12 protein-coding genes are annotated in these 12,645 nt (G+C 68.2%); 3 read left to right on the top strand and 9 right to left on the bottom strand.

The genetic code is table 11. The features are described 5' to 3' along the window. The first annotated feature begins 7 nt into the window (after window positions 1-7). Window positions 8-859: an NADPH-dependent 7-cyano-7-deazaguanine reductase QueF gene (queF, locus tag HNP48_RS14540; protein WP_184858067.1), complete on the top strand. Its 852-nt coding sequence runs from the start codon at window positions 8-10 to the stop codon at window positions 857-859. A 33-nt stretch (window positions 860-892) separates the two neighbouring features. Here queF and HNP48_RS14535 read toward each other — a convergent pair whose 3' ends face one another. From HNP48_RS14535 to HNP48_RS14505, 7 genes are all read right to left on the bottom strand, one after another. Continuing rightward, window positions 893-1,153 (bottom strand): hypothetical protein, encoded by a 261-nt coding sequence (locus HNP48_RS14535; RefSeq protein WP_184858065.1) that lies wholly within the window; start codon window positions 1,151-1,153, stop codon window positions 893-895. Window positions 1,154-1,242: 89 nt separating this feature from the next. Further along, on the bottom strand, window positions 1,243-2,511 hold the full coding sequence (locus tag HNP48_RS14530; protein ID WP_184858063.1) for a DNA polymerase IV: 1,269 nt from the start codon (window positions 2,509-2,511) through the stop codon (window positions 1,243-1,245). Window positions 2,512-2,578: 67 nt separating this feature from the next. Then, window positions 2,579-4,276, bottom strand: coding sequence for a thiamine pyrophosphate-binding protein (locus HNP48_RS14525; RefSeq protein WP_184858061.1), 1,698 nt, complete (start codon window positions 4,274-4,276; stop codon window positions 2,579-2,581). Between the two features lie 48 nt (window positions 4,277-4,324). After that, a complete protein-coding gene (locus HNP48_RS14520; RefSeq protein WP_184858059.1) occupies window positions 4,325-5,551 on the bottom strand; it encodes a pyridoxal phosphate-dependent aminotransferase in 1,227 nt (408 codons plus the stop codon). After that, window positions 5,548-6,468: an amino acid ABC transporter substrate-binding protein gene (locus tag HNP48_RS14515; RefSeq protein ID WP_184858057.1), complete on the bottom strand. Its 921-nt coding sequence runs from the start codon at window positions 6,466-6,468 to the stop codon at window positions 5,548-5,550. The genes HNP48_RS14520 and HNP48_RS14515 overlap by 4 nt, the downstream gene beginning before the upstream one ends. 59 nt (window positions 6,469-6,527) lie before the next feature. Continuing rightward, entirely contained in the window at window positions 6,528-7,703 is a 1,176-nt protein-coding gene (locus HNP48_RS14510; RefSeq protein ID WP_184858055.1) for an FAD-binding oxidoreductase, read from the bottom strand. A gap of 34 nt (window positions 7,704-7,737) precedes the next feature. Further along, window positions 7,738-9,279, bottom strand: a complete 1,542-nt coding sequence (locus HNP48_RS14505) for an aldehyde dehydrogenase family protein (RefSeq protein ID WP_184858053.1) — start codon at window positions 9,277-9,279, stop codon at window positions 7,738-7,740. A 248-nt stretch (window positions 9,280-9,527) separates the two neighbouring features. On the opposite strand from HNP48_RS14505, the gene HNP48_RS14500 reads away from it, so the two are divergent. Next, window positions 9,528-10,436: a LysR family transcriptional regulator gene (locus tag HNP48_RS14500; protein ID WP_184858618.1), complete on the top strand. Its 909-nt coding sequence runs from the start codon at window positions 9,528-9,530 to the stop codon at window positions 10,434-10,436. Between the two features lie 83 nt (window positions 10,437-10,519). Here the strand turns inward: HNP48_RS14500 and HNP48_RS14495 are convergent, their stop codons facing one another. After that, window positions 10,520-10,930 (bottom strand): GNAT family N-acetyltransferase, encoded by a 411-nt coding sequence (locus tag HNP48_RS14495; protein ID WP_221480217.1) that lies wholly within the window; start codon window positions 10,928-10,930, stop codon window positions 10,520-10,522. 120 nt (window positions 10,931-11,050) lie between these two features. Next, on the bottom strand, window positions 11,051-11,566 hold the full coding sequence (locus HNP48_RS14490) for a GNAT family N-acetyltransferase (protein ID WP_184858048.1): 516 nt from the start codon (window positions 11,564-11,566) through the stop codon (window positions 11,051-11,053). A gap of 47 nt (window positions 11,567-11,613) precedes the next feature. Here HNP48_RS14490 and HNP48_RS14485 point away from each other — a divergent pair, with 47 nt between their 5' ends. Further along, window positions 11,614-12,588, top strand: a complete 975-nt coding sequence (locus HNP48_RS14485) for a LysR family transcriptional regulator (protein ID WP_260420238.1) — start codon at window positions 11,614-11,616, stop codon at window positions 12,586-12,588. The last annotated feature ends 57 nt before the right edge of the window (window positions 12,589-12,645 follow it).

The raw sequence follows: 12,645 nt of genomic DNA, 5'->3' as shown, positions 1-12,645 counted from the left end.
CCCCGCCATGAACGACAACACCCCCGAACAATCCCAGCTGGGCAAGGCCTCGGCCTATGTGGACCAGTACGATGCCTCGCTGCTGTTCCCCATCCCGCGTGCGGGCAAGCGCGCCGAGATCGGCATCACCGCGGCCCCGCCCTTCTTCGGCGCGGACCTGTGGACGGCGTTCGAGCTGTCCTGGCTCAACCAGCGCGGCAAGCCGCAGGTGGCGCTGCTGCACATCACCATCCCGTGCGAGACGCCCAACATCGTCGAGAGCAAGTCCTTCAAGCTCTACCTCAACAGCTTCAACAACACGCGCTTTGCCGACCCCTCCGAGGTACAGGCGCGCATCCGCGCCGATGTGAGCGAAGCCGTCTGGCGCGGTGCCGAGCACCCGGCCACGGTGGGCGTGAAGCTGCTGCTGCCCGAGATGTTCGACCAGGAGCCCGTGCACGAACTCGACGGCCTGAGCCTGGACCGCCTGGATGTGGAATGCACACACTACCAGCCCGCCCCCGAGCTGCTGCATGCCGTGCACGACGAGCCCCCGGTGACCGAGGTGCTCACCAGCAACCTGCTCAAGAGCAACTGCCTGGTGACCGGCCAGCCCGACTGGGGCAGCGTGCAGATCCGCTACACGGGCGCGCCCATCGACCAGGAAGGGCTGCTGCAGTACCTGGTGAGCTTTCGCAACCACAACGAGTTCCACGAGCAGTGCGTGGAGCGCATCTTCATGGACCTGTGGACGCGCTGCAAGCCGCTCAAGCTCACGGTCTACGCGCGCTACACGCGCCGCGGCGGCCTGGACATCAACCCGCTGCGCACCAGCCACCCCCAGGCCCTGCCCGGCAACGTGCGCACGGCACGGCAGTGAGCGCCTGAGCCGGCGCAGCCGCTCAGGGGGCGTTCATTGCTTCAACCAGTCGCATCGCAAACGGTGCAAGCGGTGCGCCCGGGCGCGCCAGGCCACATAGAGGCTGGGCAGCAAGGTCCCGGCAAAACACAGGGGCGCCGCCCAGGCGTCACCCAGCACGCAAGTGGGCACCCAGCCCACCCAGCCCATGAGCCAGAGCGTGAGCACCAGGTCCCACAGGTGGTATTCCAGCGGGTGTTCGACCCGGTGGTCCACATGCCATTGCTTGATGCGTTGGAGCTCGTTGAGCGTCATGACCATCTCCGCCAGAGGGCACTCCAATGTAAGTCTGGCGTAAGAATTCGTCAAGATCGCGCGCCCCGTTGCAGCGGCCGCGATGTGGCTCAGAACAGCGGACGGGTGTAGGGGTCGGCCTCGCGCGACCGGGGCGGGCGCGGCTCGGGCGGGCCGTCGGGCACATCGCCCTCGCGCTCCAGCGTGCCCACGCGCACGCCCAGCAAGCGCAGCTTGCGGTCCAGCGGCACGCGCTTGAGGCACAGGCCCGCCGCGCGGCGGATGGTGGCCGCGTCCTGGGTGTAGCGGTCCAGCGTCTGGTCGCGCGTGGCGATCTTGAAGTCGTCGTAGCGCAGCTTGATGCCGATGGTCTTGCCCACATAGCCCTTGCGTTGCAGGTCGGCAGCGACACGCTCGCACAGGTCGGTGAAGATACGGCCCAGCTCCGCCCTGTCGCGCACGGCGTGCAGGTCGCGGTCGAAGGTGGTCTCGCGGCTCATGCCCACGGGCTCGCTCTCGGTGACCACGGGGCTGTCGTCGCGGCCCCAGGCCACGCGGTGCATCCAGGCGCCGCTCGACTTGCCGAAGCGTTCGATGAGCCATTGCGGGTCTTGCGCCGCCAGCTGGCCAATGGTCGTGATGCCCAGGCTCGCCAGCTTCTCGCCCGCCTTGGGGCCGATGCCGTTGATCTTGCGCACGTTGAGCGGCCAGATCCTGTCCTTCAGATCCTCTTCATGGACGATGGAAATGCCATTGGGCTTGTTGAACTCGCTGGCCATCTTGGCCAGCAGCCGGTTGGGCGCCACACCGATGGAGCAGGTCAGGCCCGTCACGTCGAAGATGCTCTTCTGGATCAGCCGTGCCAGCACCCGGCCTCCTTCGCGCTGGCCGCCGGGCACATCGGTGAAGTCGATGTAGACCTCGTCCACGCCGCGGTCCTGCATCACCGGAGCGATCTCGGTGATGGTGCTCTTGAACAGGCGCGAGAAGCGGCGCACCTCCTCGAAATCCACGGGCAGCACGATGGCATGGGGGCAGAGCTTGGCTGCCTTCATCATGCCCATGGCCGAGCCCACGCCGAACTGCCGCGCCGCATAGGTGGCCGTGGTGATGACACCGCGGCCCACATAGTCCTTGAGCAGGGGAAAGTCGGCCACCGGGATGAAGTGCGGCTCGCGCAGTCCCTGGCCGTCGGGGCTTTGGTGCAGCAACTCGTCCACCTTGCGCCGCCCGCCGCCGATGACCACGGCCAGGCCCTTGAGCTGGGGATAGCGCAGCAGCTCGACGGAGGCGAAGAAGGCATCCATGTCGAGGTGCGCAATGCGGCGCAGGCGCGGTGCGGCGGGCTCGTCGGGCGGGGCGGAGGTCACGGCCTCCATTGTGCGCAAAAGCAGCGCCACCCTGCTGCCAGCCGCCTGGCCGAAAGCAGGGTTGGATGCGGTACGACTACTTCTTGGCCAGGGCCGCGTTGCGCAGGCCCTGCAGCGTTCCCGTGGGCGTGATGGCCTCGGGGTCGATCAGGCAGTGCAGCACGCTGGGCAGGCCGCTGGCGCGTGCGCGGGCGAGGGCCGGGCCGAATTCCTCGGTGCGGGTCACGCGCTCACCATGGCCGCCAAAGGCCTGGGCGTAGGCCTTGAAGTCGGGGTTCTTGAGCGCGGTGGCGCTGATGCGGCCCGGGTACTCGCGCTCCTGGTGCATGCGGATGGTGCCGTACATGGCGTTGTCCAGCAGCACCACGATGATGGGCAGGCCGTACTGCACGGCGGTGGCGAACTCCTGGCCGTGCATGAGGAAGTCGCCGTCACCGGCGAAGATCACCACCTCGCGCTGCGGCCACAGGCGCTTGCCGCCCACGCCGGCCGGCAGGCCGTAGCCCATGGAGCCGCTGGTGGGCGCCAGCTGGCTGGCATAGGTCGTGAAGGGCCAGAAGCGGTGGATCCAGGTGGCGAAGTTGCCTGCACCGTTGCAGAAGATGGTGTCGGCGGGCAGCACTTCCTTGAGGTGCTGCATCACCTGGCCCATCTGCAGATCGCCCGGGATGCGGATGGGCGCCGTATCGCTCCAGGCCAGGTACTCGGCATGGGCGGCCTCTGCATGGGCCTGCCATGGCACGGCGGCCGCTGGGCGCACGCCGGCCAGCGCAGCGGCGAAGGCCTGCGGCGTGGCATGGATGGCCTGCGCGGGGCGGTACAGCCGGCCCAGTTCGTCGGCGTCAGCATGCACGTGCACCAGGGGCTGCACAGGGTTGGGAATGGCGAACAGCTCGTAGCCCTGCGAGGGCACTTCGGACAGGCGGCCACCGACCACCAGCACCAGGTCCGACGCGCGGATGCGCGCCAGCAGCTTGGGGTTCACGCCCAGGCCCAGGTCGCCGCCGTAGCAGGCGTGCGTGGCCGGGAACAGCATCTGCCGGCGGAACGAGCAGTACACGGGCAGCGACCAAGCCTCGGCAAAGGCCGTGAACTCGCGCACGGCCTGCTCGGACCAGCGGCTGCCGCCCAGGATGGCCACGGGCTGCTTCGCCTTGCCCAGGCGCTCGGCCAGCTCGGCCATCTGCGCGGCACCGGGGTGGGTCTCGGCCACCTGGTAGGGCAGCGCGTCGGCCACGCTGGCGGCCTCGGTCAGCATGTCCTCGGGCAGGGCCACCACCACCGGGCCGGGGCGGCCCGAGGTGGCGACGTGGAAGGCGCGCGAGATAAGCTCGGGCACGCGCGCCGGGTCGTCGATCTCCACCACCCACTTGGCCATGGTGCCGAACACGGCGCTGTAGTCCAGCTCCTGGAAGGCCTCGCGCCCCAGCGCGCCGCGCGCGACCTGGCCCACGAAGAGGATCATGGGCGTGGAGTCCTGGTGCGCGATGTGCACGCCCGCCGAGGCATTGGTGGCCCCCGGGCCGCGCGTGACGAAGCAGATGCCCGGCCGGCCCGTGAGCTTGCCCTGGGCCTCGGCCATCATGGCGGCGCCGCCTTCCTGGCGGCACACGGTGACGGCGATGCTCGCGTCGTGCAGCGCGTCCAACACGGCCAGGTAGCTCTCGCCCGGCACGCAGAACAGTTGCTGCACGCCATGGGTGATGAGCTGCTGCACCAGGATCTGGCCGCCCGTGCGGCTGGCGGTGGTGCTGGAAGGGGAAGGCGTGGTCATGTCAAAGGTCCGGAACGAGAGAAACAGAAAAAGGAAATTGCAGGGGCTTCAGCGCAGCGCCTCGCACGCACGGCGAATGCGCGCGCAGGCTTCCTGCAGGTCGGCCATGGACGCAGCGTACGAGATACGGAAGTACGGCGCCAGCCCCAGCACGCTGCCGGGCACCACCGCCACGTGGAACTCGCGCAGCAGGTAGTCGCAGAAATCGGCATCGCTGCGCAGCGTGGCGCCGCCCGGCGTGGTGCGGCCCAGCACGCCTTCGCAACTGGCAAAGGTGTAGAACGCACCTTCGGGCACGCGGCATCGCAGCCCCGGCGAGGCGTTGAGCGAGGCCACCACCAGGTCGCGCCGCGCCTGGAACTCGCGGCAGCGCTCGGCCACGATGTCCTGTGGGCCGGTGAGCGCGGCCACGGCCGCCGCCTGGCTGATGGACGAGGCGCACGAGGTGGCCTGGCTCTGCACCACGGCCATGGCCGCGATGAGTGCGCGCGGGCCCGCGCCGTAGCCGATGCGCCAGCCCGTCATGGCATACGACTTGGAGACGCCGTTCACGGTGAGCGTGCGCTCGCGCAGCGCAGGCATCACCGCCGCGGGTGTGGCGAAGGCATGGCCGTCGTACAGGATGTGCTCGTAGATGTCGTCCGCCAGCACCCAGACCTGCGGGTGGTGCAGCACCACCTCCAGGATGGGTTTCAACTGCTCTGCGCTGTAGGCCGTGCCGCTGGGATTGGAAGGCGAATTGATGAACACCCAGCGCGTGCGCGGCGTGATCGCGACGTCGAGCTGTTCGGGCGTGATGCGAAAGCCGTTGGCCTCGCTGCACGGCACGACCACGGGCACGCCGCCCGCGATCAGCACCATGTCGGCGTACGAGGTCCAGTACGGTGCGGGCAGGATCACTTCGTCGCCGGGGTTCAGGCTGGCCATCAGCGCGTTGTAGATGACCTGCTTGGCACCTGCCCCCACCGTGATCTCGTGGGTGGCGAACTCCAGCCCGTTGTCCTTGCGGAACTTGTGCTGGATGGCGGCCTTGAGCTCGGGCGTGCCGTCCAGCACGGTGTAGTGCGTCTCACCCCGCGCCATGGCCTGCTGCGCGGCTTCCAGGATGTGGGCCGGCGTGTCGAAGTCCGGCTCGCCCAGGCCCAGCACGATCACGGGCTGGCCCTGGCGCTTGAGCTCGTTGGCGGCCTGGGTGATGCGCACGATGTCGGAGACACCGATGGCGCTGATGCGGTCGGCCGCGCGAAAGGCCGTGGCGGGGATGGCGGCGTTCATTGCTGGTAGGTCTCCAGGGGCTTGTCGTTGGGGGCCGCGAACAGCTGGCGCAGCGTGGTGCCCAGCGGCAGGTTCAGGCCCACGTTCTTGGGCGGAATGGGGGCGACGAACCACTTGGTGTAGATCTTCTCCATCTCGCCGCTCTGCATGAGCCTGGTGAGCACGCCGTCCACGGCCGCCTTGAAGGTCGGGTCGTCCTTGCGGAACAGCAGCGCGATGGGCTCGGCGCCCAGCGGCTCGCCCACGATGCGGTAGGCCGAAGGGTCCTTGGAGTTGGCGATCATGCCGGCCAGCAGGTTGTCGTCGAGCACGAAGGCGTCGGCACGGCCGGATTCGAGCAGCAGGAAGCTCTCGTGGTGGTCCTTGCCCAGCACGGTCTTGATGGGCGCACCGCCCAGGGCACGCTCCTGCTTGCGCAGCAGTTGCACGGCCGTGGTGCCGGTGGACGCCGCGATGGTGCGGCCCGCGAGTTGGCTGATGGACTTCAGGTCCGAGTCCGTGCGCACCGCCATGCGCACTTCGCTCACATAGGTGGTCACGGCGAAGGCCACCTGCTGCTGGCGCGCGGTGTTGTTGGTGGTGGGGCCGCAGCCGATGTCGAGCGTGCCGTTCTGCACCAGGGGCAGCGTGTTCTGCGCCGTCACGGCCATGTACTCGAGCTTGGCGGCGGGCACGATTTCCTTGAGCACACGCTCGCACAGCTCGACGTGGTAGCCCACGTACTTGTCATTGGCGCCCAGCGCATAGGCCATTGGCGGCGAGGTCTCGCGCACGCCGAGCACCACCTTGCCCGAGGCCTTGATCTTGTCGAGCGTGTTGGTGGCCGCTGTTTGCGCATGCGCAGGCGCGAAGGCCATGCAGGCGATTGCCAGCCCTGCGGCAAGCGCGGTGAAGGTGGCCTTGTGGAAAGATGCCATGTCGTCGTCTCCTTGTGGTTATGGTTGGGGAAAGGGTGAAGCGTGTCTTGCGCCGGCGCTCAGATCACGTTCTTTTCGAGCAGCGGCGCGTTGCGCGCGATGCGCGTGATGGACAGCGGCGAGAGGTCCAGGCTCTGGTAGCCGCCCGTGAGCAGCAGCTCGGCCACGCCCCGGCCCACGGCCGGGCACTGCTGCAGGCCATGGCCCGAGAAGCCGTTGGCAAAAACCAGGTTGTCGCAATCGGGGGACAGGCCCACGATGGCGTTGTGGTCGAAGGTGTTCATCTCGTAGTAGCCGGCCCAGGCGCCCTGCATGCGCAGCGCCTCGAAACCCGGGATGCGCTCGGCCAGCAGGGGCCAGACATGCTCCTCGAAGGCGTGGTACTCCGGGTCGAGCGGCGCGAAATCGGCATCCTGGTCGGCCGGTGGCGCAAAGCCGGCGATGAAGCCGCTGCCCTCGGGCCGCAGCCAGATGCCGCTGGTGTCGATGAGCAGAGGACAGCGTGGCAGTTGGGCCGGGCTGGCCAGGTGGAACACGGTACGGCGCCTGCCCACCACGGGCAGTGCAATACCGGCCCAGGCTGCGATGGCCCCGGCCCAGGGGCCGCCGGCGTTCACCACCTGGCTGCAAGGCAGTGTGGCCCCGCTTTTCAAGCGCACGGCGGCCACGTGCTGCACGCCATCGCTGGCAGCCAGATCGAAGCCCATGGCCTCGTCAGCCACATAGCACACGCCCTGGCTCTGCGCCTTCTTGCGCAGGGCCGTGAGCAGCAGGTACCCATCGAACCAGCCCTCGCCCGACAGGCCAAGCGAGCCCAGGGTCACATCCTGCAGCGCCAGCCAGGGGAAGCGCGCGGCCAGCTCGGCCGGCGTGAGCAGCGCCACGTCGGCCCCATGGCGCTTTTGCAGCCCATGGTTGTCGCGCAGCGTGGCCTCGCCCGCGGCGGTGGCCAGGTAGAGGTAGCCGCCCTCGTGCAGGCCGATGTCAGGCACGTCGCCATTGCAGGCCAGCAAGCTGCCCACATTGCGCAGAAAGCCGATGCCGTAGGCCGAGATCTGCACGTTGATGTCGGTGGAGAACTGCTGGCGGATGGAACTGGCCGACAGGGCCGACGAGGCCTGCGCGTAGCTCGGGTCGCGCTCCACCACCACGACCTCGCAGCCCGGCCGCTGGCGCGTGAGTTCGTAGGCGATGGCGCTGCCAATGACGCCGCCGCCGATGATCACGATGGACATGCTGGTGGTGCTCCCGGACGGTGGCGGATGGTGCTTAGACGTCGAACTTCACGCCCTGCGCGAGTGGCAGTGCCGTGGAGTAGTTGATGGTGTTGGTGGCGCGGCGCATGTAGGCCTTCCAGCTGTCGGAGCCGGCCTCGCGGCCACCACCGGTTTCCTTCTCGCCGCCGAAGGCGCCGCCGATCTCGGCACCGCTCGGACCGATGTTGACGTTGGCGATGCCGCAGTCCGAGCCCGCGGCAGACATGAACTGCTCGGCCTCGCGCACGTTGAGCGTGAAGATCGAGGACGAGAGCCCGGCGCCCACGGCGTTGTTCCAGGCGATGGCCTCGTCGAGCGTGCTGTAGCGCACCACATAGAGGATGGGAGCAAAGGTCTCGTGCAGGGCCGGGCCTTCGTGCTTTTGCAGTTCCACCAGTGCGGGGCGCACGTAGTAGGCATCGCTGCCGCCCAGGCCCGGCACGCGCTCGCCGCCGTGCACCTTGGCGTCCAGGGCGCGGGCCTGGTCCAGCGCCTTTTGCATGCCGTCGTAGGCGCCGCGGTCGATCAGCGGGCCCACCAGGGTGCCGGCGGTGCGCGGGTCACCCACCTGCACGTTGCTGTACACCTTGCGCAGCTGGGGCACCAGGCTGTCGTAGATGCTGTCGTGCACGAACAAACGGCGCAGCGTGGTGCAGCGCTGGCCGGCCGTGCCCATGGCTGCGAAGGCGATGCCGCGCAGGGCCAGGTCCAGGTCGGCCGTGGGGGCGACGATGGCGGCGTTGTTGCCGCCCAGCTCCAGGATGGCGCGGGCGAAGCGGGCCGCCAGGCGCGGGCCGACGGCGCGGCCCATGGCCGTGGAGCCGGTGGCCGAGAGCACGGCCACGCGGGCATCGTCCACCAGCACCTCGCCGATGCCGCGCTGGCCGATCAGCAGTTCGAGCAGGCCTTCGGGCGCATCGCCGAAGCGGGCCAGGGCGCGCTGGGCAATGGCATGGGTGGCCAGGGCTGTGAGCGGCGTCTTCTCGGACGGCTTCCACACCACCGAATCACCACAGACCAGGGCCAGCGCCGCATTCCAGGACCACACCGCCACGGGGAAGTTGAAGGCCGAGATCACACCGCACACGCCCAGCGGGTGCCAGGTTTCCATCATGCGGTGGCCGGGGCGCTCGGTGGCGATGGTCAGGCCGTAGAGCTGGCGCGACAGGCCAACCGCGAAATCGCAGATGTCGATCATCTCCTGCACCTCGCCCAGGCCTTCGGACGGGATCTTGCCGGCCTCGATGGTCACGAGCAGGCCCAGGTCGTCCTTGGCGGCACGCAACTCTTCGCCCAGCAGGCGCACGAGTTCGCCGCGGCGCGGTGCGGGCACATTGCGCCAGGCCTGGAAGGCGGCCTGTGCACGGGCGATGGCGGCGCTCGCATCGGCCGCGGAGACCTCGCGCACGGCGCCGATGGCCTCGCCCGTGATGGGCGAGCGCACCGGCAGATCGCCGCCGGTGTAGGCCGTGCGCGGCACGCCCAGGCGCTGCAGCAGTTGATCGACTTCGGTCACAAGGGAGGACGAGGGGGTGGCGGCAGAAGTGGCGGACATGGCGGCTCGCAAGGGTCGGGTCGGGAAGAAGGGGGACAAAGGAACAAAGCGCAGGAGAACCACACGCAATGAATGCGCCAATATCCGCCAAAGCCGCCGCGCTGGATAGCAAAAAAAAGGAACTACTTGATCACAAATCAGAATGAAGTCCCTGAAAATCGCAGCACAGCTTGAGCCTGTCCATTCAGCGGCAACTACCCAAACGACATGTACTTCGCCATCGCGCATCATTCCCCCTTTGCATGACCATGCTGCGCCGCGCCTTCTTGCCCTCCACCGCCGACCTGCTGGCCTTCGAGGCCGCAGCCCGCCACCAGAGCGTGTCGCGCGCGGCCGAGGAACTGCACCTCACGCAAAGCGCGGTGTCGCGCCAGATCCGCCAGTTGGAGGAGCAGTTGGGTACCGCGCTTTTCCACCGCGTGCGCCAGCGTGTGGTGCTGACGGACGCCGGCCGCATCTACGCCGCGGACGTGCTGGCCGTGCTGCAGCAGCTGTCGGCCAGCACCCAGAAGACCATGGCCTTTGCCAGCACCGATGGCCTGCTCAACCTGGCCGTGCTGCCCACGCTGGGCACGCGCTGGCTCATCCCGCGCCTGGGGCGCTTCATGGCGCTCCACCCCGAGGCCATGGTCAACTTCTCGGCCCGCACCGAACCCTTTGACTTTATCGGCACGCCATTCGACGCCGCCATCCACTTCGGCGCGCCCCACTGGGCCGGCGCCGTGTGCGAATACCTGATGCACGAAGAAGCCGTGCCCGTGTGCAGCCCCGCCTACCGCGACCGCCACCAGATCCGTACCCCGCAGGACCTGGCCCGCGTGGTGCTGCTGCAGCAAAGCACCCGCCCCACCCAATGGGCCGAATGGTTCGAACTGGTGGGCGCCCCCACGGCGCTCGCGCTGCGCGGCCCCCAGTCCGAGCACTTCGCGATGATCGCCCAGGCTGCCGTCTCCCACCTGGGCGCGGCGCTGCTGCCACGTTTCCTGATCGAGCAGGAACTGGCTGCGGGCAGCCTGGTGGAGCTGTCGGACCAGGTGCTGACCAGCACCGACGCGTACTACCTCGTCTATCCCGAGGCACGCGCGCAGACGCCGCTGGTGAAGGCGTTCAGGGACTGGGTGGTGGCAGAGTGCGCTCGGGGTACGGGCAGTGACTGAGGGAGGTACCGCCAGAGCCCTTCACGCCTCCCCGACGGGCGGGCACCCGAGGGGCCACACCAGGCGGGGGATGCGCGGCAGGTTCAGCCGGGTGTGAGCACCATGTCCACGCGGTGCAAGCCGGGGCCGTAATAGTCCTGGGTGCGGGCCACGGCCCTGAATCCCAGGAGGCCATAGAAGTCCTGGGTGTGCTGGCTGGTCTCCAGGCGGATGGGGGCGCCGGGATGGGCTTGCAGGATCCTCTGGACACGCTGGTGGACCAGGTCCTTTCCCAGGCCCTGTCGGTGCAGGTCCCGGCGCACCATGCCCCAAACCAGCAGCATGCCACCTTGCGCGTCCTCGCAGTATCCGCCGCAGGCCACCACGGCCTGCGCCTGTTCCAGGACGAAGTAGGGGCAAGGGTTCTCCTCCAGGAACTTCACGAAGTAGGCCCGTTCGGACGGATCGAAAAACGGAGGGGTGTTGCTGTCAAAAATTTCAAGACAGCCCGGCATGTCTCCGGGGGAACAGGGTCGAAAAACTGGGTGCATGGGAAAAGGCTGGTTTCAAATCTCTGGACCATCAGGCCGCCGCACGCCTGCCCAGCGGCAATCGTCGGTGGCTTGCACTTGCTCTCACACCGCCAGTGGCTCCATCACCATCTCGTGCCACGCCAGTCCCGCATGGCCCGAGGCCGACGGCCTGGCATAGCGGTAGCCCATGCGTTCGTAAAGACCGACATGGCGCTCCCTGCACATCAGATGGATGCTGCTCTTGCCCCGCTCGGCCATCCCACGGACAAACCGCTCCATCATGCGGAGAGAGTAGCCCTTGCCCTGGTGTGCGGGATCCACCGCGACCGACATGATGACCACGTGCGGCGCAGCAGGGTCATGGCCCACCAACTGCTTGAATGCATCGTCTGCCATGGCCACCTCGTCTGCGCAGCCGCTGTTGATGAAGCCCACCACCTGCCCCTCCCGCTCCATCACCAGAAAGCCTTCGGGATAGTCGGCGATGCGCTTCGCTATCTTCTCCAGCGTCGCCGCCTCGTCACCGCTGTAGGCAGCCGATTCGATCTGGAAGCAGCGCTGCGCGTCGCTGGCAACGGCATTGCGAAAAGGGGGGCAGGCAGGGGAGGCAGCAGACATGGCGGAGGAAGGGCTTGAAAACGGGCCCATGGTACGCACACCTGTCAATGCATGTACTGCATTTTCTTCAGGCTATAGTGCATGGTATGCACGATGCCCTGCGCCAGTTGGACCTGAACCTGCTGTTGGTATTCGATGCCCTGCTGCGGCACCGCAGCGTGGCGATGGCGGCTGACGAGCTGGCGATCAGTCCTTCGGCGTGCAGCCATGCGCTGGCGCGCCTTCGCTCCGCCTTGCTGGACGAGTTGTTCGTGCGCGAAGGGGCGGCCATGGAGCCCACGGCAAAGGCCAGGCGGCTGGCGGACGGCGTGCAGGATGGATTGCGCCTGCTCTCGACAAGCCTGGGCGAAGGCCGCTCGTTCAACCCCGCAAGCAGCCGGCAGACCTTCGTGTTCGCGGCCACGGACTTCACCACCTTCGCACTGCTGCCTCCCCTGGTTGCGGCCGTGGCGGCCGTGGCACCCCGGATACGCATCAAGGTGGAGCATTCGCGCCGCCGTGATTCCGTGGAAGCACTGGCCTGTGGCCGCGCGCATTTCGCCCTGGGGTTCGCGGACGAAAGCGCCACCATCCACAAGGGCCTGGATTCCATCACCTTCATGGAAGGCGACTATGTGGTGCTCGCACGGGCCGGACATCCGCGCATCCAGGGCCAGCTCACGCTGGCCCAGTACCTGAAGGAGCGGCATGTTGCCGTTCTTCCCTGGGAGGATGAAGCCAGTGTGATCGACGGAGCGCTGCTGCAGATGAAGCAAGCGCGCGATGTGGCGCTGGAGCTTCCCAGCATGCTGGCTGCGACCTGCATCGTTGCAGCCACCGATCTCCTTCTGACACTTCCGCACAGTGCGGCGGTCCATGCGGCGGCGAGCCTGCCGCTCGCCATCCACCCCGCACCCCTGCGCACGCCACCGTACACGCTCAAGGCGTTCTTCCATCCCCGGCACGCAAGCACCCCGGGCCATCGGTGGATGCTGGCGCAAATGTCCCAGGTGCTGGGCTCCGCGACCCCCACGCAGCGCTGACGCCGGCCCACCGCCCCACCGGGCAGGACGCACTGGCCTGGGCGCGGCCACGAGCGC

Source organism: Acidovorax soli, from assembly GCF_014207955.1.
In the GTDB taxonomy this organism is placed as follows: domain Bacteria; phylum Pseudomonadota; class Gammaproteobacteria; order Burkholderiales; family Burkholderiaceae_C; genus Acidovorax; species Acidovorax soli_A.
Note: the sequence above shows the minus strand (reverse complement) of the source record. Positions and strands in the feature narration are given on the sequence as shown.